Genomic DNA, 22,363 nt, shown 5'->3' with positions numbered 1-22,363 from the left:
CGACACCAACATTCCCCGTTTTCCACGAAGCCCGGCCATCGCGCCGGGCTTCGTGATTCCGGGGAGCGCAGATGCACCGCCTTGCCCCGAAACCTGATGATCGCGGACCGCTCGAAAAAACGATCGATGACCAGCTTTACCGCAACCTACAGCCCCGAGGACAACAAGATCCGCATTTACGCATCATCGCGCCTTGATGCCGAGACCTATGCACAGGTCAAGGAGGCCGGGTTCAAATGGGCTCCGAAACAGGAGCTGTTCGTCGCGCCCAGGTGGACGCCGCAACGCGAGGACCTGGCCATCGAACTGGCTGGCGAGATCGAGGCGGAAGAGATGACCCTGGCCGAGCGCGCCGCGATGAAGGCCGAACGGCTCGAGGGCCTTGCAGACAAGCGCCACGCCCAAGCCAACGCCTTTGCGCGCCGCGCGGACGAACTGTCGCAGGCCTTCTATATGGGCCAGCCGATCCTTGTCGGTCATCATAGCGAGCGCGGTGCGCGCAAGACCCAGGAACGCATGCACTCCGCCATGACAGCGGCCGTGAAGGCCGAGAAGGCCGCGGGCTACTGGCTCGGCCGCGCGAGCAGCGCCGAGCATTACGCCAGCAGGAAGAGTGATCCGCGCGTCCGCGCCAACCGGATCAAGATGCTGCTGGCGGAACTGCGCGACCTTCAGCGCGGCATCAACAGGGCCCATGCGGCGCTGGCGATCTGGGAGGAGATCACGACCGACGAACAGATCCGCCATGCGCTCGGCAACAGGGATTCCCGCGAACTCTGGTCAGGCTATGATCTCTACTACAAGGTCGACAAGGGCGAGATCACGCCTGCCGACGCACGGCAGCAATGCATCGACGGGGCAACGCTCGCCGTCAACGGCCCCAACCGCGGCCGCTGGATCGAGCACGTCCTGCACCGGCTCGCATTCGAGCGTTCCATGCTGGGCGACGTGCCGCGCTATGATGGCGAACTGACCCCGGTCATCATCCAGGCCTTCGCTCGTGAGCATGGCGCGGAAAGCCCCAAATGCACCGCGATCGCGGCGGCAGTCTTCCGGCTCGAAAGCCCGGTCCCGCTTCCGGCGCATATCGCGTCGGCATCCACCCTTGAATTGAGCGAGAGCGACTGGCGCGACCTGATGCAGGGGTGCGGCTACACGGTGCCCGAGAAAAAGACGCGGCGTGCTTCGCGTAAGCCGGATGCCGTGCCGCTGATCAATCCGTCCGCCGAACAGGCCCGGCAATTGCAGGCCGTCTGGAATCTGCGGATGGTCGCGGCCTGCAAGGGCAAGTATGGCGCAGCCAAACCCGCGGAAATCTATACGACGACGCAGGCGATCTATTCGGAAAACTCCAAAGGGGACTATGCCCTCTTCAAGACCGTCGAGATAGCCGCCGATGGCCGCCGCGTCCGGATGGATTGGCAAGGACATGAGCGCGTGCGGTCTGGCGAGCCGGTGGCCCGCATTCGTATCTCGACGATCGGCAGCGAGTTCTACAAGCCGGATTCAGTGGTGGTGATCACCGACAAGCCGGGCAAGCCGCTACCGATCGACCTCGATGCTCTGGAAGCCGACGCCCGCCATGCCGCGGCCGAGGAGACCGCAGCATGAAAACCGGCGTCTCTTCCCGGCCCGCGGAGCCATCACGGATCGCTGTCCGGCCGCGCAGCGTCTGCGCAAAGGCTGAGATCGCGCCCGCTGCGGAAAACCGAAGCCGCGCGATGCTGATGGATAGTCTCGAAACCGCTGCCTGCCTCTGGGAGGCCGTGCTGACATTGCGCGATCATCCCAGTTCCGATCCCGACGCTATCGCCCTGGCGCTGGCCATCCGCCAAACCTGCAATGCGGTCGGCACGGCTGACCTGCGCTTGACCGTCGTGGGCTGGGCCAGCGCGGTCGAGGCGGCCTGGAGCGTTGTCGCCAACAGCTACGACCTGTGTTTCGACTGGGACTTCGTGCCGGACTGGATCGTCGATCATATCGACTGGTCCGATCCTTTCCATCCCACAATAAAGCCGGAACCCGTGCCGCAAGATCCGGGTCGTGCTGCGGCCGATGAACCTGTCGCCGCCCAGCCGCCCGCCTGGCGGCCGTCTGCCGACGAAAGGAACTGACCATGGGACGCTCGGTATCCCATCCCGGCGGAGCGCATGTCGCGTTCTCGCAGTGGGACGCGGGCTGGATCGAGGATGACGACGATTCCGGCACCCGCCATTTCGATGAATTTGCCGCACAGGATGACTGGGACTTCATCGTCGCGGATTTTCGGGAACAGGTGCTCGCACTCTATCCTTCGGCATGGGCGCATGACGGCTGGATCGATCGTGAAGACCGGATTGTCGCCATGAACGGCTATGCCCGCTTCGGCCTCTCGGAATATTGCGGTTGCATAGCCTATTGGGTGGTCTTGCGGGACGATATCGATGTCGGCCAGGAAGGGCTGGCACAGCGATGGTTCGACCGGATCGGGCCAAAATTCGAGCAGCGTTTCGCGACCCTTGTCCGCCTGGGCAGCTTCTCGAACGGCGAGTCCGTCTATCGGCGCATCGCCGCCTGACCGCCCGACTCGCCGATCCATTTTTCGTCCATTCCGCGCTCGCGGTGCCCCATCGGGGTGCTGCATCCCAATCGCGCAATCGCGCCGCGAAGGGGAGGGCGGGATTTGGGGCGATGATGAGGTCGCAGAAATCCGGAGGCTCCCATGACCTTTCCCACGACAATCAATACGATGGTCAGTCCGTCGCTGCTCACCAAAATCAGCCGCTTCAGTGATGGTGGGGTGCTGGCCGCCCTCCTCGAAATTATCCAGAACGCACGTCGAGCTGGCGCGAAGCGCATCGATATCACCCAGGTTAAGGCCGATCAGGGACTTGTGCTGCGCATCCGCGACGACGGGTGCGGTATCGCCGATCCGGTCAAGTTTCTGGCGCTCGGCGATTCCGGCTGGGATGAGAAGATCGCGCGATCGGAGGATCCCGCGGGCATGGGTGTGTTCAGTCTTGCCGGCCATCATGTGACCGTGCGCTCCCATCCCGCCGCGATCGGCGCGGCCTGGCAAGTGTCGATCCCTCCGCACGCATGGGAAAGCGGCCAGGCGCTCGACGTCATCCCTTCCTCGCTCGACCAGGGCACGGAAATCGAGATCGACCTGCCCGAGGCGTGGGCGCAGCAATTGGAACAGTCCGTCAAGAGCGCGGCTCGTTTCTGCCCGGTGTCGATCTGGTTCGATGGCAACCGGCAACCGTACGAGAATTTCCTTCATGGCGCCGTGCGGATCGAGGAATGGGAAGGCTGCCGCATCGGCGTCTTCACCGATAAATATGATCTCCATCGCGAACAGCCCAGGATCAACTTCCACGGGCTTACCGTGTGCTGCCGGCTGCCGTTCGTCAGCGACGCCGATGGCGGCCGGGGCTGGTATGCCAAGGTCGATATCGTCGACACCTGCCCAATTCGGTTTGTCCTGCCAGCGCGCAAGGAAATTTTGCAGGGGGCCGCGCTCGAGGCGCTGCGCGAAGCCTGTGAGGCGGCGATCTTCCGCACCATCGCCCGCAAAGGCCACCATCGGCTTTCCTTTGCCCATTGGCAGCGCGCCAGGGCACTCGGCATATCCCTGCCGGAAGCAGCCCCCTGGCTCCATGAATGGACGCCGCGCACGGCGGAAACCGATGGCGTTCCGATCGGCGAACGGGTGGCGGGCGAGCCGATGATCCTGATGCCGGCGGACCAGACCCACATCGAGCAAGCCGTGAACCGCGCGGTTGCTTCAGGACGGCCGCTCGGCGCGGCGCTGGTACGTCCGATCGACGATTTCGCGGGATATGTCTGGTATAATGCCATCCCGCGGGTGCTCGGCTGTTCCTTCCGTATCGAGCGGGGTGAAGGCGACATCTGCGACTACGGTGCGGACATGGAACCGCCATCCGATTTTCGCTCCGGGCGGGTCGAGGCAATCTCCCTCGAAATCGCCGTGCAGGGGCAGGACGTTCCCACCGAAAACGTCGATGTGATCGTGCTTCCCGCCGATGTCCTGATCATGCCACCCGATCGCTGGACCGATCTTGAGGAGGTCATCATCCTGCTCGGAGCCGACAGCGCGATCACGCCCTGCGAACTTGCCTCGCTGATCGAAGCTGCCTGTTTCTATCCCGATGAGGATTGCGATGCCGACAGCTATCATACCCAGCAGGCGGCGTTCGAGATGCAGGCGCGCTTCGTCGCGAACATGTTGCTGCTCGGTGAGGATGCCGCGGTCCTCGAACGCGTCCGCGAGGCGATGCGCGAGCATGTCGCCTGGCTGATCCCCAAGGACCGGGCGATCAGGATGCAGGCTGTCAACCATCGGGTCGAGGCCAGCTTCGCGGACAATGACGACATGTCCGTGCTCAGCGCCGTCGAATAGCCCCTTCCCATACCAGCCTGCCAGGCGTGCTGTCGCGCGCCGCGGCGGGCCATGTCCATGAGGAACCGCCCCATGACCCAAGCTCCGCCATTCAGGAAGATTTTCGACGGCGTCGCGACGCGCGAGCAGATGTTCGAGCTGTTCAACCGCGTCCCAGACTGCCCCTGTGAGGATCGTATTTCGGGAAAGGCCTTTGAGAATAGCTGGTTTGAAATCGAGAGCACCTCCTACGAATACATGCTCGAGATGCTGCCGCCATTGTTCATGCGCGCCGGGATGTTCGCGATGTCCGAACTCAAGGCCGGTTTCGTCGGCTCTGTCTTTTTCGAGATCGTGATCGGACGCACCCGCTGGTTCACCGGCTATTGCAACCTTGGTCACCGCCATAGCCCTGACGCGATGCGCGCGGCGATTGTCGAGCATGAGACAACGGGCACCGCCGGCCTGTCGCGCGACGCAAAGCTCGACCTGATATGGGCGCGCACGCCTGCCGACTATCGCGGTCTTGCCGGGGAGGCCGCTCCCGATTCCTGGCCTCCCGAACACCGCGGCAAGCGTGTCATCCTTGTCCATCAACCCGGCGTCGGCACGGTCCAGAAGCTTCTCGAAGATCTTACGGACGACGAGATCAGCGCCCGGCTGCCCATAGATCCGATGATCTAGCCGGTCGGCAACCATGCGGACCAACATCCCCAAAGGAATTTGCCATGACAATGCAACGCAAGGTGCTGGTCGTGATGCGATCCAGCCATCTCCACACCGAGCTGGTCGAGGTGACCGCGAAGGTGAACGTGATCGGCGACGCCATGAACCCCAAGGTCGAAGCAGACCTAGCGGTGATCGAAGGTCTCGCGCGCAAGGCTATGCGACAGCAAGAGCCGCTGTCCGGCCAGGAGCAACCCGGCTTCGGCCCTTTCGGCGACCCAGAGGCCGCCTTCGATCTCGATTTCGTCCTGTGCGCTCTGATCGACGCCGCGATGAACCGGGGCCGGATCGTGCCGGTCAAGCAGGTCGCGACGGAGACCGTCGAGCGGTGGGGCAGGGGATCGGAGACGAACGATGCCTAGATATTCCGTCGACGTGAAAGCGTTCATCTCCGTCATCGTCGATGCGGATGACGCCACCGAGGCGCGGGAACGGGCCGATCATTTTGTGGAATGGCTGTCCCCGACAATCGAGCAAATCGACGACTAAAGCGCCAACCATGATCCGATCGATACCGATACCGGCCCGTTCGATATCGATGGCGAAAGCTGCGTCGAGGCGATCGGCGACTGAGCCGGCTTCGTGCTCTCGACCTCCATTCTGTCCTTTTCATCGAGGAGCCCGAAAATGGCCAATCACTATCTGCAAACGGCGTTCGCCATTCCGGTGACGCCGGCGGAAGCGTTGCTGCTCAAGGAATGCTTCGCCGTGTCGGCGCAGCTGTCCAGCGACTTCGCAGAACTCTCGTCTGACAGCCTGCAAGCGGTGAAGACCTGTTACGCGTCGCTCAGCGAAGCCTTCAGGAACACCTTCCCGAAAAAGCCGGAAGAGGAAGATCCATTCGCGGACTTTCTCGATCTCTGGTCCGACCCGGGCTTCCCCGAGTTCGACGCCGACCTCATTATTCAAGGTGACCCGGAGGCCAGGACACAGTTCGCGTTCATCAGCGGCCATGAGGTCGACGTTCCGGCTCTCGCATCACTGATCCAGAAGGTCTGCAAATCCGCGCTGCCCTTCGGTTTTCAATGGGCGGAGGTGGCTGACAAGGACATCGCCGGCGCTTTCGGCGGCGGCTATTATGTCGTCACCGATACGGAAATATTCGGCGGCTCGACCCGGTGGCTCATGGCGGAGACGCTGCAAACCGCGCGGGCGGGCGCGACATGAAGCCGCTGCTCACGCGGCCGTGCAACGAATGCCCCTGGCGCCGCGATCATCCCGCCGGTTGGCTGGGCGGCTACCGGCCGGAGGATTTCACGCAGCAGATCCAGTTCGACGGGCCGCCGCTGCCTTGCCACAAGACCATTCCGGGCGACGGCAGCGATGCCCGCGCCATGTGCGCCGGCGCGCTCATCTTCATGCGCAACAGCTGCAAAGGCGCGCACCATCCCGATTATGGCGACGCGCTCGATACGGTCGAGCCGGATACCGAGACGGTATTCGCGTGGTCGCAGGAATTTCTAGAGCATCATAACAACCCGGCACAATGGATCGAGAGCGTCCGGGCCAGGATGATGCAGCGGCCCTGAGACCGCCAATAGCCTTCCATCCCCGATACAAGACCGGGCGCCTCGTGCGCCGCGTCCGGTCGAATCCGCCAGGGAGACATCCGATGAACGACGATCATTTCGACGGGCTGGTCAATGACGCGACCCATGCGGTCACCAACCTCATTCCCGACACCGTGCTGGACGGTCTTCGCGATAGGGAAAGGTCGGACCTGCTTTTCCAGATCAATGACGCGCTGACACCGATCCTGCGCGATGTGATCGACAGGACCGACACCGACAATCCGACCCGCGCCAGCACGGTTGCTGCCCTGATCTCCGAGTTGCTGGAGACCCATGCCCAAAAGTGCGACGAGGGCGGCGATTGCGAGGATGACCGTCCGCCGCACGTGATTTCGGAAATCCACGGCACCAGTGCCAATATCGACAGCATCGCGAGCTGCGACATGGAGACGGGGACGCAGATCTACCTCGTGCTGGACGATCGCACCTCGTTCCGCATCACCGTGGAAGCGATTGCCGCATGATCGAGATGCACATGGCGCTTCGCGCGCTCAGGCAGATCGCACTCGCTTCCACCCAGAGCGAACTCGATGTCGCCAGGATGGATGCCGCCGATATCCTCGACGAGGCCGGTTGGGAGAAGTCGGCGCGCACCGTCATCGACAGTATTGGCCTTCCGGTCGCCTCCGACGATGCGGAAGGCACACAGCAACAAGGCTGATCCCGCTGCCTATGCCCGCCTGCCGGGCACAAAGTTTCCTCACCGCAACATCATGGAGGATATCATGGCCCAACTGTCTCCCCTTCGTGGGGTCTTAGCAAGCGCGGAGCACGCATATGCCTGCGCGATTCAGCGCCGCAGCGCCACCGGCCGCAATCAGTATGTCATCCGCACCGGCAGTTCGATCCAGCCGTTCCGTGTGACGGAGACGCGTCCGGCGAAGGACGAGAATCTCGTCCTGCACGTCGCCTGACGGAATTCCCATCATCGAGGAGGCGCCAATGAACACTGCCGATCGATACCCGATTGCGCCTGGCATGTGGATCAGGACCGAGGAGAACGAGAAGCTCCTGTTCCTGCGATATTCCTCGACCGGCCACTGGGGCTTCTTTTCCGAGGACGGCCATCACACCGCGCGGGAATACAAGCTGCCGCTCGCGGGCCTCAAACCCTGGTACAAGGAACGCCGCCCATGAAAACGCACGCGCTGGCGAGCGGCCTTCGGGTCACTCTCAACAAGACCGAACTGCAGGCCTTGCTAGCGCTCGCGCGATATGGCGCCGAACAGATCGCGGCCGCACACCACTCCTATATCCTGCCCAGGCGGGGGGAAGCCGTGGCGGCGGACGTCATCCAGGGCCTCGAACAGGGGCTGTCGTCGGTCCGTTGGAAACAGGCAGAGGCCAAGGCACGACGCGATGCACCCAAGCGCGAAGCCGCGCGGCGCGCAGCACGCGAGCATTATGCCGTGATTGATGGATATAACGTGTGGGGCATGTTGGGAGACTGGACCGATCTCGCGGACGATCCCGACCGGCGCCAGTGGGCGGACCTGTTTAATCCTCTCACCGAAGCCCGTGAGCAGGCAGAAGTTCGCCGTAATGTCTGGCGGATATATATCAGCAAAGGCAGCGCGGCGGCGGACGATCTCATCGTCTATCCGGGCGATTGCACGCAGACCGCCGATCGGGGGGAAATCGGCGAACTCGCCCGACGTATCATCGCGCAACATCGGGAATGACGGCATCGGCCGTTCCGAAATGGCTCGCATGGAGAAAGGGGGAAGGGTGGCGGTGAACTTCCCTGGGAGCTTGCCATGACCGCCAGCGATTTTGCTACATACCATCGACCGGCTACGCCGCCTGTATTCATTTCCGGATCGCTTTCCATCCGGCAGCTTCCAGCCTGCGTGATGAAGCGGCTTGGCGTGATCATCGACCAGGAACTGCCTGTCGTGATCGGTGATGCCCCCGGCGCGGATGCTGCTATCCAGCACTTTCTTGCCGAGTGCGGCGTGCGTCACGTCACGATCTTCTGCGGTGGTTCCGTTCCCCGTCACAATATCGGCATATGGCCGGTCCGGCAGATCCGGGCCGATGCTCCTGCGGGCACACGCGCGTTCCATAGTGCGAAAGATCGGGAAATGGCCTGCCTCGCCGGCGCCGGGTTCGTCATATGGGACGGAGCAAGCCATGGCAGCCGCGCCAACATTCGGCGCCTGTGCGAGCGCGGGCGGTATGTCGTCGTCTATCTTCGCCCTGAAGACCGGTTCGTCACCCTCGCCAGCGATGCGGAACGGACGGCGTTCCTGGCGTCCGGCCGTCTCGGTTGACATTGCCGCGGCATAAGGGGCGCGGGGCTTCGCCATAAACCGCCTCACTCTTGAACTACCCTGACAGGAATAACGCCAATGACCGAAACCATCCGATTGTCCGCCGGAGATATCCGGCGACTACGAGAGATCGCCGAACGCATTGCTCGCCGTGACAGTTCGGCTGCCCGCTTTGCGATCGAGATTGCCGAGCGCGTCAGCCTCGTGACGGGCGATGCCGCCCTCAACATCCTCGCAATCAGCCAGGACCCGGATTGGGCGGACACCGATCTCAATCAGACATTCCCCTGGTCGCGCATCCGCGAGCGCCATATGCTTGTAAACGCCCGGGCGCTCTTCGACCTCTATATCTATGAACGGCCCGGCATCGGCGAGACCGGCGATCTTGTCTGCTGTGTCCAGGCCGAACTGGATGGACAGGGCCTCGTTGCCGTCCACGCCGACAGCGCCAGGGATGTCTGGCGCCGGTCGGATCTGTAGACTGTCCTCGGGCCCATTCGATACGATGAGTGCGATCGCGCACAGCAACCATGTCTTCGGGAACCCCGCCATGCGCCTATTCGGACTCTATGCCGGAAGCCGCGATGGCAGTTCGGTCTGGCTTGGGGCGGGGGCCTGCGACGCCGACGCCCGCGCGTTGGTGATCCGCTTGCAATGATGCGCCAATCCATCGGCCCAAGTGACTGATCGGCGATGATGAGATGCCGTCTCGCGGTCAGGAGTGGAGGGAGGGGGCGATAGTGATCCAAAATGGAGAACATCGCCATGTCCACCAGCGAAGAATCCTCGAAGGCTGTCGGAATCGTCGTGACCATCCGTGTGATCACGACCACTTCTGATATCGACATCGCAACACCGGAGCAGCTTGCACCCGTGCTCCATGCGGCAATTCAGCGCCTTGGGCAGCTCGGGCGGACGGGATCACTCGCGCTCGCCGCACTGGTCGATAGCGAAGACGACGATTACAATCATGGTTCCTTCTGGATCGACAGCATCGCCGAAGGCGTCAGCCACAGCTATTTCGAACGTCGAAAGGGACGTGCGATGTGGAAATTGCGATACTTCGCGAACGCAACCCGCCTGCTGTTCAAGGGCAATATCCGGTGGGTCATCTACCGCAAAGCTTTGCGCGAATGGCCTGTTGCCGTGGCCGGTAAGGACGGCGCCTATCAACTGGATCCCGATTTTTCGGCCCGCTGGTAGCGCCTGCATCCACGGCGCGCGCGCAAGCGCTGGCGCACAGACCGCTTGAAAGACAGGCTTCTCCTTCTTAGATAGTGAATCGAACGATTCGACCAATTCGGTCGAATGGAGGCAGCCATGCAGACCATCACCGCCAATGAAGCCAAGACCCGCTTCGGCGAACTGATCGACCGTGTACAGCGCGAGCCGGTGCGCGTGACCCGCCGCAATCGGGTTGTGGGTGTGATGGTTTCCCCGGAAGACTATGCAGCCATGCGGGCGTTCTACGCGGACAGGCTCGCCAGCACGCTACGCGAAACCGCCAACGAGGCCGCGCAGAAGGGCCTTACCGATAGCGAACTGGAGCGTCTGCTGTCCGATGAAGGGTGACAGGTTCGTTCTCGATACGAATGTCCTCATCAGCGCCGCGCTTTCAGCGGATTCGACCCCCGCAAGGGTGACGCTCTGGGTGATCGCCCATGCCCGGCTGATCTTCGCCGAGGCCACTTTCGAAGAATTCCGTTCCCGTCTTTGGCGTCCGAAATTCGACAGATATCTGACCATCGAGCGTCGAAATCAGATTCTACACGATTTCAGCGCAATCGCCGACTGGGTGGAGCTGAATGACGATGCTCTTCCGGTCAGCAGCCGAGATCCCGATGATGATATGTTCATCCGCGCCGCCATGGCCGGCTCGGCTCGCTGGCTGGTGAGTGGCCACAAGGATTTGCTGGACGTTCAGGGATTGCCGGCGATTACGATCCTGACGCCGGCGGACATGCTGAAGCGGATTTCCGCATAGCTCTGCCGACAAGGCGCTGGCGGCGGTCAGGCTCCTTCGAGCAGCCGCTCTCGTGCGAGATCAAGCGCGTGCGACAATCGCATCGCCACCACCTGATCCTTGGGGCCGGTCAGGCATTCGAGGGCCGCCTCCATCAGCTCGATGGCTTTTTTCAAACCTGGCTGTCCGCCGTCAGCGCCAATGGCACAGATTTGAGGTTGTGATGTAAGGAGGATTTGGGCTTCGTCGTAGTGACGAAGGAACGAAGATGAAGCCCAAATCCTCAAGCGTAAAATCGGCCCGCAAACCCAAGGCGTCGGCCGAACAGGTGGTGAAGGATATCCGGCGCGCGACACGCCGGCATTTCTCGGCGGAGGACAAGATCCGCGTGGTTCTGGAGGGCTTGCGCGGCGATGACAGCATCGCGGAGCTGTGCCGCAAGGAGGGCATTGCCCAGGGCTTGTATTATACTTGGTCAAAGGAGTTCATGGAGGCCGGGAAGCGTCGGCTGGCGGGCGACACCGCCCGTGCCGCGACGAGCGGCGAGGTACAGGATCTGCGCCGTGAGGCGCGTGCCCTGAAGGAGGCCGTCGCCGACCTCACGCTCGAAAACCGGCTGCTGAAAAAAAGCATGATCGCGGATGGGGGAGACCCCGAATGAGGTATCCGGGATCCGAGAAGCTGGAGATCATCCGCATCGTCGAGCAGTCGCACCTGCCGGCGAAGCGGACCCTCGACCAGTTGGGCGTCGCGCGGCGGACCTTCTACCGATGGTATGATCGCTATCTCGAAGGCGGCCCCGAGGCGCTGGAGGATCGTCCTTCCGCGCCGAGCCGGGTCTGGAACCGCCTCCCCGGCGCCATTCAGGACCAGATCGTCGAGATGGCACTGGAGCAGTCCGATCTGTCGCCCCGCGAACTGGCGGTGCGCTTCACCGATGAGAAGGACTATTTCGTCTCGGAATCAACGGTCTACCGCCTGCTCAAGGCGCATGACCTGATCACCAGCCCGGCCTTCGTCGTGGTCAAGGCGGCCGACGAGTTCCATCGCAAGACCAGCCGCCCGAACGAGATGTGGCAGACCGATTTCACCTACTTCAAGATCATCGGCTGGGGATGGATGTACCTCTCCACCGTGCTCGACGATTTCTCGCGCTACATCATCGCCTGGAAGCTGTGCACCACGATGCGGGCCGAGGACGTGACCGACACGCTGCAACTCGCGCTCGAAGCCTCAGGCTGCGACCACGCCACCGTCAGGCACAAACCAAAGCTGCTCAGCGACAACGGACCGAGCTACATCGCCGGCGAACTCGCCGACTGGATCAAAGCCCATGACATGAGCCATGTTCGCGGCGCTCCGCTACATCCCCAGACCCAGGGCAAGATCGAGCGCTGGCACCAGACCCTGAAAAACCGCATCCTGCTGGAGCACTACTTCCTGCCTGGCGATCTCGAACGGCAGGTCGAGGCCTTCGTCGAGCATTATAACCATCGCCGCTATCACGAGAGCCTCGACAACGTGACACCGGCCGACGCCTATTTCGGCAGGGCCGCCGCCATTATCGAACGGAGGAAACGCATCAAGCGAAAGACCATCGAACAGCGACGCTTGCTTCACCGCAAGCTCGCCGCCTAAACATCAACCCCAGACGAGGCCCGATCTCCTCTTCTCTGCGCAACCATCTGCGCCAAATGTCCCGACGACGGACAATCATGATCGGACTCGAATTCGATCCAGGGACTGCGAGTGGCAATCTTGAGATCATTGATCCTATCGAGCCCTTCGTGCAGAAGGCTGGCAAGTACATTGAGCCCCGCATCGCGGCTGAGTTCTGGCAGGATCATCAGATCCAGTTCTCCATCGTTCAGCAGGGCGCCAGGGCAGAGCTGGATGCCGCCTCCTGCCTGGCGACCATTGCCGATTGCCATTGCGATAAACGAACCTTCCCAACTGAAATCGGGAGTCCGGAAGCGCCCCTTACACCCCGTGAACTCCCTGAGCCGTCCCATGCCCGTAAGAAGATAGGCCAGGCCACCCAGGCGGCTCTTCAAGGCAGGATCGGTTTCCGCAGTGACCCGCGAGCCAAAGCCGCCGGACACGAGATTGACGAAAGGCGTTTCATTCAGCATGCCGATGTCGATCTGGCGCGCCGTCGTGCAGAGGCTCAATCGCAAAGCCGCGGTCAGATCGTCGACCGGGATTCCCGTCGATCGTGCAAAATCATTGGCGGTGCCGAGCGGCAGCACGCCAAATGAGCAATCGCCAAAAGATCCCGTTTTATAAGCGGTCGCAAAGACCTCATTGACCGTGCCGTCGCCTCCACCGGCGATGATGCGATCCACCTCGCCCTGCCGGGCCTGGCGGACAGCGTCCCTGGTGAAACGACGGGCATCGCCCGCTTCCCAAGTGACCCGTACATCGACCATGTGGCCGTCGTTCCTTGCCGCCTGAACGGCCGCGCGGACACGCTCCTCCTGTGCCGCCTTGCCATGAAGAATAAGCCTGGCCCGGATCATTTCGCTCGCTCTGACGGCCGTGGCAGCACTGATATCATGTTTTCTCGTTCTCGGATCGGGATCGTTCTTTCCTAGCTATGCCGGTGTCACCACGCCCTGTCAGCAGGCGCGCGCCGCGGCCATATGTGAACCAGGCCCACGACCAATTGACGTAGACCATCAGCCTGCTTCTGAAATCGACCAGCAACATCAGATGGACCATCGACCAGCCAAGCCAGGCAAGAAAGCCCTTGAGTTGGAAACGACCGAAATCGGCGATCGCGCGGGATCTGCCGATGACCGCCATCGTACCAAGATCGCGATAGCGAAACGGCACCGCCTTTTCGCGGCCCGCGATCCGGTCGGCAATCAGTCTTCCGACATATTTTCCCTGTTGCTTCGCCACGGGGGCCAGGCCGGGCAGCGGTTTGGCCGTGCCCGGATCGAAGCTGGCGACGTCGCCGATCGCGAAGATGTTGGCATGCCCGGGCACGGAGCAATTCTCCGTCACCTTGACGGCGCCATTGCGCGCAGCCGCGGCACCAAGCCAGATCGCGGCGGGCCGCGCTTGCGTGCCCGCGCACCATAACACGACAGCGGCGTCGATCCGCTCATCGCCCAGAACGATCCCGTCCGCATCCACGAGCGTGACCGCCTCGCCCAGACGGACCTCGACGCCGAGCGAGCGAAGCGCGCCCGACGCATAGTCTGGCAGATCGCCGGGAAATGCGCCCAGGACATGCTGGCCAGCCTCGCACAGGACGATGCGGGCCGATTGGGGATCGATATGCCGGAAATCACGGGCGAGAGTGGTCCGTGCCAGTTCAGCAATGGTGCCGGCCAGTTCGACACCGGTCGGACCGCCCCCGACGACTACGAATGTCAGGAGCCTCGTCACCTCCGCAGGATCGTCGCATTGCTCGGCGCGTTCGAACGCGAACAGCAATCGGTCCCGGATCGACAAGGCGTCATCGATCGATTTCAGGACCTTTGCGTGGTCCGCCCACTCGTCACGGCCGAAAAAACTGTACGCCGCGCCAGTGGCAAGGACCAGATAATCGTAGCGGAGCGTTCTGCCGTCTGCGAGTTTCACGACCTGCGCGGTCGGTTCGACGCCAGTCACATCGGCCATCAGGACGCTCGCATTGCGGTTTCGCCTCAGGAGCACCCGGCTCGCCGTGGCGATATCAGCCGGCGACAGGGCCGCTGTCGCGACCTGATAAAGCAATGGCTGAAAAAGATGGTGATTGGTACGATCGACGAGGAGTACATCCGCATCCGCGTGCTTTAGCGCTTTCACAGCCGCCATTCCGCCAAAGCCGGCGCCCACGACCAAAATCTTCGGTCGCATCCTAAATTCTCATAGCCATTCCGACGGGCCTCCATCTTCGCTTCTGTAATCACGTCCATTGCTGCGATTTGCAACCGACCCTGCCGATAAGGCGTCCGCTCCCGACTATTGTGTCATCATCGATCACCCGGCCTGCTCACGCGGATCTAAGTGGTGACGAAGGTGCGAGAGCACATCTCCGCGCGGAAGGCTGGGCACACCGCCCGTCCGCCGTTGTGCCGTGCCAGAGGGCAGCGCCCGCAAGCAACCCGCCCGGCCAGAGCGAAGCGGAGGCCGGAAAGATAGATCGGATCAGGACATGGGAAATCGAATGCCCGAGAAATTGAAGCTGATTACAGCAGCGTCCGCGATGCCATCTCGCATCCGAGCAGCAGCAGACAGATCAGGAATCCACGGCGGAAGGCGACCGGGCTGATCCGGTTGCGAACGTGCTGCCCCGCCCACATGCCTGCTAACGACGGGATCACAGCAAGCGCCGACAGCGCGAGATAATCGCTTTGGAACGCGCCGCGCGCTCCAAGTCCAATCGCCAAAGCAATCGTCGACACAGTGAATGACAAGCCGAGCGCCTGGACCAGATCGTCCTTCGACAGCCCGAGCGCCTGAAGATAGGGCACGGCCGGTATGACGAAGACGCCGGTTCCGCCCGTGATGATACCGGTGATCCCACCGACAAGCGGCGACAGCCATGTCTCGACCTGTCCCGCGACACTGAACTGCCGAGCGAACAGCGTGTAGGTGGAATAGATGATGAGCGCGATGCCGAGCAGCAGCGTCGTCACTCCCGTATCGCCGCTGGCGATCCATCTCGATCCGAGCAGCGTTCCGACAACAACGGCCAGCATCATCGGCCAGAGCCTCCGCAGCAGCGCTCCAAAGCTCGGCCCCGCGAAGAGTTGCCAGACATTGGTGGCGAAGGACGGCACGATCAGCAGGCTTGCGGCCACCAGTGGAGAGATAAGCGCACCGAGCATGCCCATCGCCACGGTCGGAAGGCCCATTCCGGTGACACCTTTGACGAGGCCAGCGGCCAAAAAGGTCGCGAAGACGGCGGCGAGCATTACTGTCGGAAGATCAAACATGCCCCCTGAATATCCGCCTGGACGCCGTGGACAATGCGGATGAGTTGATGTCTGGCTTCGGCTATGCCGAAGCCAGACAAGCGGCTATTCTTGCCGCATGCGCTTCGATCTGACCGACCTTCGCCTGTTTCTCGCTGTCGTTGATGCCGGCAGCATTACCCACGGTGCGATCGAAGCGGGGATGTCGCTGCCGGCCGCCAGCGAACGGCTGCGGGATATGGAGGCGGCGGGCGAAGTGCTGTTGCTCCATCGTGGCCGTCGCGGCGTGGTTCCGACGGAGGCCGGTGAGGCGCTAGCCCATCATGCCCGTGCGATCCTGCACCAGGTGGCCCAGATGCGTGGCGAGCTGGGACGTTACGCGAAAGGACTGCGCACAGAGGTGCGCATCCTCGCCAATACAGCGGCTATCTCCGAGTTCCTGCCCGAAAGGCTTGCGCCCTGGTTGACGGCCCATCCTCAGGTCGATGTCGAACTGAAGGAGCGGCAGAGCACTGAAATAGCGCGGAGCATTGCTGCCGGCTTTGCCGAGATCGGCATCCTGTCGAATGCTGCTGGCACGGAGGGGCTGACTTTGCGCCCCTTTGCCATTGACCGGCTTGTCATGGTGTTCCCGGCCGATCACGATCTGGCAGGAAAGCGACAGGTTCGCTTTGCCGATCTGCTGGACTGCCATTTCGTTGGATTGATGGACGGTGCCCTGCAAAAGCATATCGAGATGCAGGCGGCACGGCTGGGAGCGAAGATCAAGCTGCGTCTGACGCTTCGCGGTTTCGACGGCATCTGCCGTATGGCGGGCGAAGGTGTCGGCATCGGGATCGTGCCGGAAACGGCGGCACGGCGCGCGAAGCGCTCGACGCGGATGGCTTTCGCGCCGCTTACAGACGATTGGGCAACGCGACAACTGTCGGTCTGTGTCCGAGATGAGACGGCATTGACTCCCGCCGCGCTTAGCCTGCTCGATCATTTGACTTCGAGCAGCGCCTGCTGAGCGGCGTGAAGCGCTCCATGTCAGCCCATAGCTTCCAGGCTGATCGCCCGCCGAACGGCGGGGCGCGCCAGCACCTTGGTCATCAGCCGCGCCCAATTGGGCCAACCCGCCTCCATGTCGAGGCCGATGCGACGGCCCCAGAGCCAGAACACGCTAAGATAGGCGTCGACGACAGTATAGCGGGCAGGGACGGCCCAGTCGCGGCCATCGGACAGGATGCGGTCGATATGGTCATAGGCGGCGCGGATGTTCTCCAACCCCTTGCCCTTGACCGCCTCATGCAGCGTGGGGTCGGGCACGAAGCGGTGCGGACGCCAGAGTTGGCTGTAGCCAACGCCGTGGAGATCGACGGAGATCCAGCTCAGCCATTCCAGGCATCGCGCCTCGGCGGCAGCATCGGCAGGCACGAGTTTCGCCTCGGGATAGCTGCCAGCCAGAAACAGCAGGATGGCGACGGATTCGGTCAGCAGGTCGGGCGCGCCGCCGGAGCCACCGGAAACGCCAGTGAGCGCCGGCACCCGGCCCCTGGGGTTGAGCGCCAGATAGTCCGCCGTCGACGTCCCCTCGCCATTTTTGGCGGAGCGGATCTCTGTCTCATAGGGCTGGCCGATTTCTTCCAGAACGATGCGGACGGCGAGCGAACAGGCTCCGGGCGAATAGTAGAGACGATGCATTTGACCCTCCAGTTCAGCGGGCAATGGCATGGTCAGGCCAGCGATTGCGGCCGTCGCGCAGCCACATCAGGGTATCGAGCCAGAATCCAGCGGCATGGCTGTCGTGGAACAGGCCGAAATGCCCAATCTCTTCGCGACCGTAATCCGATGGCTGAAGCAGCACCGACGTCCGCTCGGCGCCGGTGTAATATTCAAGCGTTCGGCGGATCGCGGCCGGTGTGCCAAGCTCGTCATCGCAAACGCTGACAGCCAGCACCTGGGCGGACACGGTCGCCATGCGCTCCAGCACACTTTGCCGCTCGTCGGGCGGGTAGCTACGCTCGAACCGTGACCCGCGAAAGCTCCATTCATGCGCTACGCCAGCCGGCAGGTCTTCAAGCCAGTTCAGCCTGCGACCAGGGAAATAGCCGAAAGCGTATGTCAGCGCAGGCATCGCCACATGCCATTTGAGGAAGAGAGGGAGTCGGCGACGGGCGGCATAGTCGCCCCACCAGGCATATTGCGCCCCGACAGTCAGGATGCGCGCTATGCGCCCGGCGCTGTCAGCAAGTCCCGGCAGAAAGCCGCCTATACTGTGGCCCACCACAAGCAGCTGGTCGCTTCGGCCGTGCTGTCCGATAAATCTGATAGCGCCCTCGAAATCCCGCTCGCCCCAGTCGCGCCAGCGATAGCCACAGCCTCTCAGACGCTCGGGTCGCGACAAGCCGATGCCACGATAGTCGTAAGTGAGCACGTCGAACCCGTGCCGGGAAAGGAACCGGGCATAACTATGGTAATAGCGGGCGAGGACGCCGGTGGCCGGATTCACGATCACCGTTCCGATGGGATGGGCCTTGTTCGCGCGCCAGAGATGGCCGCCGAGACGCACCCCGTCAGGGCAGGAAAGTTCAACCGTTTGCCCGTCAATAGTCGTGGAGTGCGAAGTCAAGCTGCTCATGACGGATATGATATGCGGAGCGATCGCTTGAGTATATTCACTGGTCGGTATACATTGCGGTATGACCAGAACCGATGTGCCCACACGCGATCGAATTATCGAGGCGGCCGGCAAGCTCTTTCACGCCGAGGGAATCCGCGCCGTCAGCGTCGATGCCGTCGCTGAGAAGGCGGGCCTGACCAAGCGGACGCTCTATTACCATTTCCGTAGCAAGGACGATCTGATCGCGGCGTATCTGGAAACGCGAGACCAGCCGAACCTTGCGCTGTTCCAGCGCTGGTTCACTGAAACGGTGGGCAGCACGGCCGACAAGGTGCAAGGCATCTTTTGCAATCTTGCGGCTTCCGCACGGCATCCGAAATGGAAGGGCTGTGGGTTCCTGCGGACATCGGTTGAGCTGATCCACCTGCCGGGGCACCCTGCGATCCTTGCAGGACGCACGCACAAGAAGCGCGTAGAGGACTGGCTGTGCTCGCTGTTTGCAGATGTGCGCCCACCAGACGAGGCCCGGCGTCTTGCGCGCCAGATCATCCTTCTGCTCGACGGGGCATTTGCCGTCGTGCTGCTTCATCGAGACCCGAGTTATATGGAGAGTGCTGGTGAGGCAGCGGCGCAGTTGGTCCGAGGTTAGTGCACAACCTCACACCATTCCAGGATCTGGAGCGTATAGTGCGATACGGCCCGATCGAACGCGGAAGTGATGGCTGACTGGCTGCTGGCGGATGCGCGCTCATCGACCGTGAAGCGGCGGCTTGCGATCGGTTGAAGACTGGCGGAATCGACAAGGGTGGCTGAGCCGCTCACTCTTATCGTCGGAGCGTCGGATTTTTGGGCGTTTCCGCGATAATCCGCTTCGAAACGATCTATCGTCAGGTGCAGGAGCGGGGCGCCGTTGCCCCGGGCGGCAGCGGGCAGGAGGCGAACAGAAGAGGTCGCCTGTTCGAAACGGCGCATCACCGCCTGGGTGAACAGGTCCGGTGCTGGCGCAACCCAGCGCGCATCCTTGATATAGAGGACGGTGTCGCCATGAGCCGTCAATATGCGGTCACCGTCGATCTCGGGAGCGAACCGGACGCGCCCCAGCGTTACAGGCTTTTTATCCCGCTCTATTATGGGGGCCTCATGCGCCGGGTCTTCGACGATGCCGAAGCGATAGAGGTTATCGGGCGGTCCGCTTTTCAGAACGGAGACACAACCGGCCAGCGGCAGGACAGCGGTCATGATCGCGATCCTGGCTCCACGCGTAAAACACATCATCGGGGTAGCTCCAGTTCCTGTCCACTGTCCTTGGTGAGCGCACGGCGCGGATTCTGGCGTATTTCGCGCAAGAACCCATCGAGCGATTCGGATGTCTCCTGCAGGCTATGCATCGCGGCATTGACGGCGGGGAGGGTGGTCGTTCCGATTGTCTCGCTTTGCCGGTTGATATGGGCGAGGGTGCCGCGCGCTTCGCCGATTGCGGCCTTGAGCTCGGTCGCCGCCTCCGACATCTCCGCGAGTGTCCGGCGTCCGTCTCCCTCGCCCATTTCCCGAATGAGCGCCGCTGACGCTTCGATATCGGTGGCAGCGGAATCGAGTTTTGCCAGCATGGACCCGGCATGATCGAACATGGCGCGATTCTCGGCGAGCTCGCCCATGGTGAGACGTACATCCTTTATCGTCGCGCTCAGATCGGCGATGTTCTCGTCCGAGATGAGCTTGTTGACCTGGTTGAGCGCCCTGGTCGCGCTTTCGACCATCTGGCCGCCGCCCTGAATCAGCGACGACATGGCGTTCGGCTTGCTTCGAATAACAGGCCGGTGGGAGCGCTCGGCCTCGCGCAGGAGAGGCTGTTGCGGATCGCCCGCGCTGATCTGGACGATACTCGTGCCGGAAATGCCTTGCGTTTCGGTGGATGCCAGAGAATCGCGGCGAACCGGCGTGCGTGCCTGCAGGGATATGTCGGTGATTACCCGGTTGGGATTGTCTTCGTCGAGCCTGATCCGTTCGATCTGACCCATCTTGATACCGTTGAACTGGACATCCCCGCCCACGCTGAGGCCGCGAACAGGGCCCTCGAAGATGATCCTGTATCGGTCATATTCATTGCTGAAACGCGATCCGCCCAGCCATACGACAAACACCACGCCGGCAATCAGCAGCAGTGTCGAGATGGCGCCTACCAGCGCGTAATTGGCCTGCCGTTCCATCAAATGCTATCCTGCTGTTCTGCCGCAGCGCGGCCGCGCGGCCCAAGGAAATAATCCCTGATCCAGGGATGATCCGATTGCTCCAGCTCGTGAAGCGGGGCCGTGGTCACGATTTTTCGATCGGCGATGACGGCGACCCGATCACAGACCGCGTACAGCGTGTCGAGATCGTGGGTAATCATGAAGACCGTGAGGCCCAGCGTATCGCGCAGATCGCGGATGAGCGCGTCGAATTCTGCGGCGCCGATCGGGTCGAGACCTGCGGTGGGTTCATCGAGAAACAATATGTCGGGATCAAGTGCGATCGCCCTTGCAACGCCAGCGCGCTTGCGCATGCCGCCCGACAGTTCGGCCGGACGAAGATCGGCGGCATGGGCGGGAAGGCCGGCAAGCCTGATCTTGAGGCGCGCCGCTTCGCGCATGAACCCCGGCGCGAGGCGGGTATGCTCCAGCATCGGAGCCTCGACATTCTGAAGCACGGTCAGGAAGGAAAAGAGCGCGCCCTGCTGGAACATGACGCCGATGCGCCGTTGAACATCGCCCTGCGACCGGCCCATATCCTCACCGAAAACTTCCACGTGTCCGGCGTCGGGCTGCTGAAGGCCAAGAATAGTGTTCAGAAGGACCGACTTGCCCGATCCAGAGCCGCCGACCACGCCCAGTATTTCACCACGCCTGACTTCGAGATCAAGATTGTCGTGAATGACCTTGTCACCAAATGCGGTGCGCAGACCGGTCACCCGGATCGCGAGCGGATCGGCCAGACCGTTGTTCACGGACCCGCTCACAGGCCGAGCACCATGAAGATCACCGCAAAGATGGCATCGAACATGATAATGAGGAAAACAGACTGGACCACTGCGGACGTCACATGACGGCCCAGACTCTGGACGTCTCCTCCCACCATCATTCCATGGCGGCACCCCGCGGCAGCGATCAGCAGGGCGAGGAACGGGGCCTTGCCCATGCCGATCCAGAAATGCTTGATACTGACGGTTTCCGCGAGACGGGTGACGAAGAAGGAGGGGCTGATGTCGATGGTGGCCCAGCTTACGAGAAGCCCTCCCAGGAGTCCGCCCAGGTCGCCCACGAACGTCATGAGCGGAATCATGACGAGCGCGGCGAGGATACGGGGCGTGACGAGGGCATCGAACCGGTCGACACCCATGACCTGCATGGCGGCCACTTCCTGGTTCATCCGCATGGAGCCGATTTGTGCCGCGAAGGCAGAGGCCGAGCGGCCCGCCAGAAGAATAGCGGCGATGACGACGCCAAACTCCCTGAGGATAGCGACGCCCACAAGTTCGACGGTAAAAATCTCCACTCCGAGGCTGGTGAGGAGATTGGTGCCGACCAGTGCGATGATCGCACCGATGAAAAACGTCATGATGAAAACGATCGGCAAGGCATTGATGCCTGATTCTTGCATGACAGCGAATAGCGGTGTGACCCGCAATCGCCTGGGGCGTAACAATGTGCCTCCAAGAGCAAGGATCATCTGACCGGTGAAAACCAGCATCGCATAGGCGTCGTGAGCGATTTCAATGATCTGCTGGCCGAAGCGCGCGAAGAACCCGGTCAGGTAGCCACGGGGGGGCGGGCTATCCTCGTGAGGCGTCATGCCCGGCGCAACGAGGTTGGCCAGACGTCGCACATCGTCACGTGTGCCGAACAGGATCTCGCCGTCGGTGGGCATCAGTTTAAGGAGCAGCAAGGCGCCGGTCGTGTCG

At 62.2% G+C, this 22,363-nt stretch carries 31 protein-coding genes; 21 read left to right on the top strand and 10 right to left on the bottom strand.

The genetic code is table 11. The annotated features are described in order from the left end of the window. The first annotated feature begins 96 nt into the window (after nt 1–96). The 18 genes from HRJ34_RS04805 to HRJ34_RS04720 all read left to right on the top strand — a co-directional run bounded on the left by HRJ34_RS04805 (nt 97) and on the right by HRJ34_RS04720 (nt 10,935). Entirely contained in the window at nt 97–1,611 is a 1,515-nt protein-coding gene (locus HRJ34_RS04805) for a DUF3560 domain-containing protein (RefSeq protein WP_226949047.1), read from the top strand. Next, nucleotides 1,608–2,114, top strand: a complete 507-nt coding sequence (locus HRJ34_RS04800; protein ID WP_021688176.1) for a hypothetical protein — start codon at nt 1,608–1,610, stop codon at nt 2,112–2,114. The genes HRJ34_RS04805 and HRJ34_RS04800 overlap by 4 nt, the downstream gene beginning before the upstream one ends. A gap of 2 nt (nt 2,115–2,116) precedes the next feature. After that, a complete protein-coding gene (locus tag HRJ34_RS04795) occupies nt 2,117–2,557 on the top strand; it encodes a hypothetical protein (RefSeq protein ID WP_021688175.1) in 441 nt (146 codons plus the stop codon). A 144-nt stretch (nt 2,558–2,701) separates the two neighbouring features. Next, nucleotides 2,702–4,402 (top strand): ATP-binding protein, encoded by a 1,701-nt coding sequence (locus HRJ34_RS04790; RefSeq protein ID WP_021688174.1) that lies wholly within the window; start codon nt 2,702–2,704, stop codon nt 4,400–4,402. Nucleotides 4,403–4,474: 72 nt separating this feature from the next. Continuing rightward, complete coding sequence (locus HRJ34_RS04785; RefSeq protein WP_021688173.1) at nt 4,475–5,065, top strand: DUF1419 domain-containing protein; 591 nt, start codon at nt 4,475–4,477, stop codon at nt 5,063–5,065. 44 nt (nt 5,066–5,109) lie between these two features. Next, the gene (locus HRJ34_RS04780) at nt 5,110–5,469 is read left to right on the top strand and encodes a hypothetical protein (protein WP_040714537.1); all 360 of its coding nucleotides are present in this window, start codon (nt 5,110–5,112) and stop codon (nt 5,467–5,469) included. A 265-nt stretch (nt 5,470–5,734) separates the two neighbouring features. Continuing rightward, entirely contained in the window at nt 5,735–6,274 is a 540-nt protein-coding gene (locus tag HRJ34_RS04775; RefSeq protein WP_021688171.1) for a hypothetical protein, read from the top strand. Next, complete coding sequence (locus tag HRJ34_RS04770) at nt 6,271–6,636, top strand: DUF6283 family protein (protein ID WP_021688170.1); 366 nt, start codon at nt 6,271–6,273, stop codon at nt 6,634–6,636. Before HRJ34_RS04775 ends, HRJ34_RS04770 begins: the two co-directional genes overlap by 4 nt. A gap of 83 nt (nt 6,637–6,719) precedes the next feature. Further along, complete coding sequence (locus tag HRJ34_RS04765; protein WP_021688169.1) at nt 6,720–7,142, top strand: hypothetical protein; 423 nt, start codon at nt 6,720–6,722, stop codon at nt 7,140–7,142. Further along, nucleotides 7,139–7,339 carry a hypothetical protein gene (locus tag HRJ34_RS04760; protein ID WP_021688168.1) on the top strand — a complete coding sequence of 67 codons (201 nt, stop codon included), beginning with the start codon at nt 7,139–7,141 and terminating at the stop codon, nt 7,337–7,339. Before HRJ34_RS04765 ends, HRJ34_RS04760 begins: the two co-directional genes overlap by 4 nt. Further along, nucleotides 7,311–7,592, top strand: coding sequence for a hypothetical protein (locus tag HRJ34_RS04755; protein WP_226949046.1), 282 nt, complete (start codon nt 7,311–7,313; stop codon nt 7,590–7,592). Before HRJ34_RS04760 ends, HRJ34_RS04755 begins: the two co-directional genes overlap by 29 nt. A 28-nt stretch (nt 7,593–7,620) precedes the next feature. Further along, on the top strand, nt 7,621–7,815 hold the full coding sequence (locus tag HRJ34_RS04750) for a hypothetical protein (RefSeq protein WP_021688166.1): 195 nt from the start codon (nt 7,621–7,623) through the stop codon (nt 7,813–7,815). Continuing rightward, nucleotides 7,812–8,360 carry a hypothetical protein gene (locus HRJ34_RS04745; RefSeq protein WP_021688165.1) on the top strand — a complete coding sequence of 183 codons (549 nt, stop codon included), beginning with the start codon at nt 7,812–7,814 and terminating at the stop codon, nt 8,358–8,360. The genes HRJ34_RS04750 and HRJ34_RS04745 overlap by 4 nt, the downstream gene beginning before the upstream one ends. A 75-nt stretch (nt 8,361–8,435) precedes the next feature. Continuing rightward, nucleotides 8,436–8,951 (top strand): hypothetical protein, encoded by a 516-nt coding sequence (locus HRJ34_RS04740; protein ID WP_021688164.1) that lies wholly within the window; start codon nt 8,436–8,438, stop codon nt 8,949–8,951. 78 nt (nt 8,952–9,029) lie between these two features. Beyond that, complete coding sequence (locus HRJ34_RS04735; RefSeq protein ID WP_021688163.1) at nt 9,030–9,431, top strand: hypothetical protein; 402 nt, start codon at nt 9,030–9,032, stop codon at nt 9,429–9,431. Between the two features lie 285 nt (nt 9,432–9,716). Further along, a complete protein-coding gene (locus HRJ34_RS04730; RefSeq protein WP_174391286.1) occupies nt 9,717–10,154 on the top strand; it encodes a hypothetical protein in 438 nt (145 codons plus the stop codon). 117 nt (nt 10,155–10,271) lie between these two features. Continuing rightward, on the top strand, nt 10,272–10,523 hold the full coding sequence (locus tag HRJ34_RS04725; RefSeq protein WP_030090526.1) for a type II toxin-antitoxin system prevent-host-death family antitoxin: 252 nt from the start codon (nt 10,272–10,274) through the stop codon (nt 10,521–10,523). Further along, a complete protein-coding gene (locus HRJ34_RS04720) occupies nt 10,513–10,935 on the top strand; it encodes a putative toxin-antitoxin system toxin component, PIN family (RefSeq protein WP_021688160.1) in 423 nt (140 codons plus the stop codon). The genes HRJ34_RS04725 and HRJ34_RS04720 overlap by 11 nt, the downstream gene beginning before the upstream one ends. Nucleotides 10,936–10,961: 26 nt before the next feature. Here the strand turns inward: HRJ34_RS04720 and HRJ34_RS29430 are convergent, their stop codons facing one another. Continuing rightward, the gene (locus HRJ34_RS29430; RefSeq protein ID WP_264319420.1) at nt 10,962–11,090 is read right to left on the bottom strand and encodes a hypothetical protein; all 129 of its coding nucleotides are present in this window, start codon (nt 11,088–11,090) and stop codon (nt 10,962–10,964) included. A gap of 92 nt (nt 11,091–11,182) precedes the next feature. Here HRJ34_RS29430 and HRJ34_RS04715 point away from each other — a divergent pair. Continuing rightward, nucleotides 11,183–12,552, top strand: a protein-coding gene (locus HRJ34_RS04715) for an IS3 family transposase (protein WP_150289884.1) whose coding sequence is annotated in 2 segments (ribosomal slippage) — nt 11,183–11,537 and nt 11,537–12,552 — 1,371 coding nt in all. Because the reading frame shifts where the segments join, the coding sequence is not laid out codon by codon here. On the opposite strand, the gene yegS is transcribed toward HRJ34_RS04715, so the two are convergent. From yegS to HRJ34_RS04700, 3 genes are all read right to left on the bottom strand, one after another. Then, on the bottom strand, nt 12,549–13,433 hold the full coding sequence (gene yegS, locus HRJ34_RS04710; RefSeq protein WP_208633474.1) for a lipid kinase YegS: 885 nt from the start codon (nt 13,431–13,433) through the stop codon (nt 12,549–12,551). The two genes, HRJ34_RS04715 and yegS, sit on opposite strands and share 4 nt — an antisense overlap. A gap of 34 nt (nt 13,434–13,467) precedes the next feature. Beyond that, nucleotides 13,468–14,763: an NAD(P)/FAD-dependent oxidoreductase gene (locus HRJ34_RS04705; protein ID WP_066703033.1), complete on the bottom strand. Its 1,296-nt coding sequence runs from the start codon at nt 14,761–14,763 to the stop codon at nt 13,468–13,470. A gap of 332 nt (nt 14,764–15,095) precedes the next feature. Continuing rightward, nucleotides 15,096–15,845, bottom strand: coding sequence for a sulfite exporter TauE/SafE family protein (locus HRJ34_RS04700; protein WP_066516474.1), 750 nt, complete (start codon nt 15,843–15,845; stop codon nt 15,096–15,098). A 97-nt stretch (nt 15,846–15,942) separates the two neighbouring features. Here HRJ34_RS04700 and HRJ34_RS04695 point away from each other — a divergent pair, with 97 nt between their 5' ends. After that, a complete protein-coding gene (locus HRJ34_RS04695) occupies nt 15,943–16,833 on the top strand; it encodes a LysR family transcriptional regulator (protein ID WP_048575776.1) in 891 nt (296 codons plus the stop codon). Nucleotides 16,834–16,853: 20 nt separating this feature from the next. Here the strand turns inward: HRJ34_RS04695 and HRJ34_RS04690 are convergent, their stop codons facing one another. Together HRJ34_RS04690 and HRJ34_RS04685 are read right to left on the bottom strand one after the other, a co-directional pair. Next, nucleotides 16,854–17,537, bottom strand: coding sequence for a glutathione S-transferase family protein (locus HRJ34_RS04690; protein WP_208633473.1), 684 nt, complete (start codon nt 17,535–17,537; stop codon nt 16,854–16,856). Next, nucleotides 17,521–18,444 carry an alpha/beta hydrolase family protein gene (locus HRJ34_RS04685; protein ID WP_048575774.1) on the bottom strand — a complete coding sequence of 308 codons (924 nt, stop codon included), beginning with the start codon at nt 18,442–18,444 and terminating at the stop codon, nt 17,521–17,523. Before HRJ34_RS04685 ends, HRJ34_RS04690 begins: the two co-directional genes overlap by 17 nt. A 61-nt stretch (nt 18,445–18,505) precedes the next feature. Between HRJ34_RS04685 and HRJ34_RS04680 the strand changes: the two genes are divergently transcribed. After that, nucleotides 18,506–19,075, top strand: coding sequence for a TetR/AcrR family transcriptional regulator (locus HRJ34_RS04680; RefSeq protein ID WP_048575773.1), 570 nt, complete (start codon nt 18,506–18,508; stop codon nt 19,073–19,075). Here the strand turns inward: HRJ34_RS04680 and HRJ34_RS04675 are convergent. Genes HRJ34_RS04675 through HRJ34_RS04660 form a run of 4 tightly spaced genes read right to left on the bottom strand, consistent with a single transcriptional unit; the run spans nt 19,072 to nt 22,329 of the window. Further along, the gene (locus tag HRJ34_RS04675) at nt 19,072–19,665 is read right to left on the bottom strand and encodes an ABC-type transport auxiliary lipoprotein family protein (protein ID WP_020820686.1); all 594 of its coding nucleotides are present in this window, start codon (nt 19,663–19,665) and stop codon (nt 19,072–19,074) included. The two genes, HRJ34_RS04680 and HRJ34_RS04675, sit on opposite strands and share 4 nt — an antisense overlap. A 32-nt stretch (nt 19,666–19,697) precedes the next feature. Further along, nucleotides 19,698–20,633 (bottom strand): MlaD family protein, encoded by a 936-nt coding sequence (locus HRJ34_RS04670; protein WP_037444199.1) that lies wholly within the window; start codon nt 20,631–20,633, stop codon nt 19,698–19,700. Beyond that, nucleotides 20,633–21,409 (bottom strand): ABC transporter ATP-binding protein, encoded by a 777-nt coding sequence (locus HRJ34_RS04665; protein WP_226949045.1) that lies wholly within the window; start codon nt 21,407–21,409, stop codon nt 20,633–20,635. The genes HRJ34_RS04670 and HRJ34_RS04665 overlap by 1 nt, the downstream gene beginning before the upstream one ends. A gap of 8 nt (nt 21,410–21,417) precedes the next feature. Next, the gene (locus HRJ34_RS04660) at nt 21,418–22,329 is read right to left on the bottom strand and encodes an MlaE family ABC transporter permease (protein WP_052648628.1); all 912 of its coding nucleotides are present in this window, start codon (nt 22,327–22,329) and stop codon (nt 21,418–21,420) included. Nucleotides 22,330–22,363 lie beyond the last annotated feature (34 nt).

The sequence above is a fragment of the Rhizorhabdus wittichii genome (genome assembly GCF_017607425.1).
Taxonomy (GTDB): Bacteria; Pseudomonadota; Alphaproteobacteria; order Sphingomonadales; family Sphingomonadaceae; genus Rhizorhabdus; species Rhizorhabdus wittichii.
This window is presented reverse-complemented; position numbering and strand designations above follow the sequence as displayed.

What these genes read in the sequence shown, in the direction of transcription:
- HRJ34_RS04805 (WP_226949047.1), top strand. Translation starts at nt 97, where the DNA reads ATGATCGCGGACCGCTCGAAAAAACGATCGATGACCAGCTTTACCGCA.
- HRJ34_RS04800 (WP_021688176.1), top strand. Translation starts at nt 1,608, where the DNA reads ATGAAAACCGGCGTCTCTTCCCGGCCCGCGGAGCCATCACGGATCGCT.
- HRJ34_RS04795 (WP_021688175.1), top strand. Translation starts at nt 2,117, where the DNA reads ATGGGACGCTCGGTATCCCATCCCGGCGGAGCGCATGTCGCGTTCTCG.
- HRJ34_RS04790 (WP_021688174.1), top strand. Translation starts at nt 2,702, where the DNA reads ATGACCTTTCCCACGACAATCAATACGATGGTCAGTCCGTCGCTGCTC.
- HRJ34_RS04785 (WP_021688173.1), top strand. Translation starts at nt 4,475, where the DNA reads ATGACCCAAGCTCCGCCATTCAGGAAGATTTTCGACGGCGTCGCGACG.
- HRJ34_RS04780 (WP_040714537.1), top strand. Translation starts at nt 5,110, where the DNA reads ATGACAATGCAACGCAAGGTGCTGGTCGTGATGCGATCCAGCCATCTC.
- HRJ34_RS04775 (WP_021688171.1), top strand. Translation starts at nt 5,735, where the DNA reads ATGGCCAATCACTATCTGCAAACGGCGTTCGCCATTCCGGTGACGCCG.
- HRJ34_RS04770 (WP_021688170.1), top strand. Translation starts at nt 6,271, where the DNA reads ATGAAGCCGCTGCTCACGCGGCCGTGCAACGAATGCCCCTGGCGCCGC.
- HRJ34_RS04765 (WP_021688169.1), top strand. Translation starts at nt 6,720, where the DNA reads ATGAACGACGATCATTTCGACGGGCTGGTCAATGACGCGACCCATGCG.
- HRJ34_RS04760 (WP_021688168.1), top strand. Translation starts at nt 7,139, where the DNA reads ATGATCGAGATGCACATGGCGCTTCGCGCGCTCAGGCAGATCGCACTC.
- HRJ34_RS04755 (WP_226949046.1), top strand. Translation starts at nt 7,311, where the DNA reads ATGCGGAAGGCACACAGCAACAAGGCTGATCCCGCTGCCTATGCCCGC.
- HRJ34_RS04750 (WP_021688166.1), top strand. Translation starts at nt 7,621, where the DNA reads ATGAACACTGCCGATCGATACCCGATTGCGCCTGGCATGTGGATCAGG.
- HRJ34_RS04745 (WP_021688165.1), top strand. Translation starts at nt 7,812, where the DNA reads ATGAAAACGCACGCGCTGGCGAGCGGCCTTCGGGTCACTCTCAACAAG.
- HRJ34_RS04740 (WP_021688164.1), top strand. Translation starts at nt 8,436, where the DNA reads ATGACCGCCAGCGATTTTGCTACATACCATCGACCGGCTACGCCGCCT.
- HRJ34_RS04735 (WP_021688163.1), top strand. Translation starts at nt 9,030, where the DNA reads ATGACCGAAACCATCCGATTGTCCGCCGGAGATATCCGGCGACTACGA.
- HRJ34_RS04730 (WP_174391286.1), top strand. Translation starts at nt 9,717, where the DNA reads ATGTCCACCAGCGAAGAATCCTCGAAGGCTGTCGGAATCGTCGTGACC.
- HRJ34_RS04725 (WP_030090526.1), top strand. Translation starts at nt 10,272, where the DNA reads ATGCAGACCATCACCGCCAATGAAGCCAAGACCCGCTTCGGCGAACTG.
- HRJ34_RS04720 (WP_021688160.1), top strand. Translation starts at nt 10,513, where the DNA reads ATGAAGGGTGACAGGTTCGTTCTCGATACGAATGTCCTCATCAGCGCC.
- yegS (WP_208633474.1), bottom strand. Translation starts at nt 13,433, where the DNA reads ATGATCCGGGCCAGGCTTATTCTTCATGGCAAGGCGGCACAGGAGGAG.
- HRJ34_RS04705 (WP_066703033.1), bottom strand. Translation starts at nt 14,763, where the DNA reads ATGCGACCGAAGATTTTGGTCGTGGGCGCCGGCTTTGGCGGAATGGCG.
- HRJ34_RS04700 (WP_066516474.1), bottom strand. Translation starts at nt 15,845, where the DNA reads ATGTTTGATCTTCCGACAGTAATGCTCGCCGCCGTCTTCGCGACCTTT.
- HRJ34_RS04695 (WP_048575776.1), top strand. Translation starts at nt 15,943, where the DNA reads ATGCGCTTCGATCTGACCGACCTTCGCCTGTTTCTCGCTGTCGTTGAT.
- HRJ34_RS04690 (WP_208633473.1), bottom strand. Translation starts at nt 17,537, where the DNA reads ATGCCATTGCCCGCTGAACTGGAGGGTCAAATGCATCGTCTCTACTAT.
- HRJ34_RS04685 (WP_048575774.1), bottom strand. Translation starts at nt 18,444, where the DNA reads ATGAGCAGCTTGACTTCGCACTCCACGACTATTGACGGGCAAACGGTT.
- HRJ34_RS04680 (WP_048575773.1), top strand. Translation starts at nt 18,506, where the DNA reads ATGACCAGAACCGATGTGCCCACACGCGATCGAATTATCGAGGCGGCC.
- HRJ34_RS04675 (WP_020820686.1), bottom strand. Translation starts at nt 19,665, where the DNA reads ATGACCGCTGTCCTGCCGCTGGCCGGTTGTGTCTCCGTTCTGAAAAGC.
- HRJ34_RS04670 (WP_037444199.1), bottom strand. Translation starts at nt 20,633, where the DNA reads ATGGAACGGCAGGCCAATTACGCGCTGGTAGGCGCCATCTCGACACTG.
- HRJ34_RS04660 (WP_052648628.1), bottom strand. Translation starts at nt 22,329, where the DNA reads ATGCCCACCGACGGCGAGATCCTGTTCGGCACACGTGACGATGTGCGA.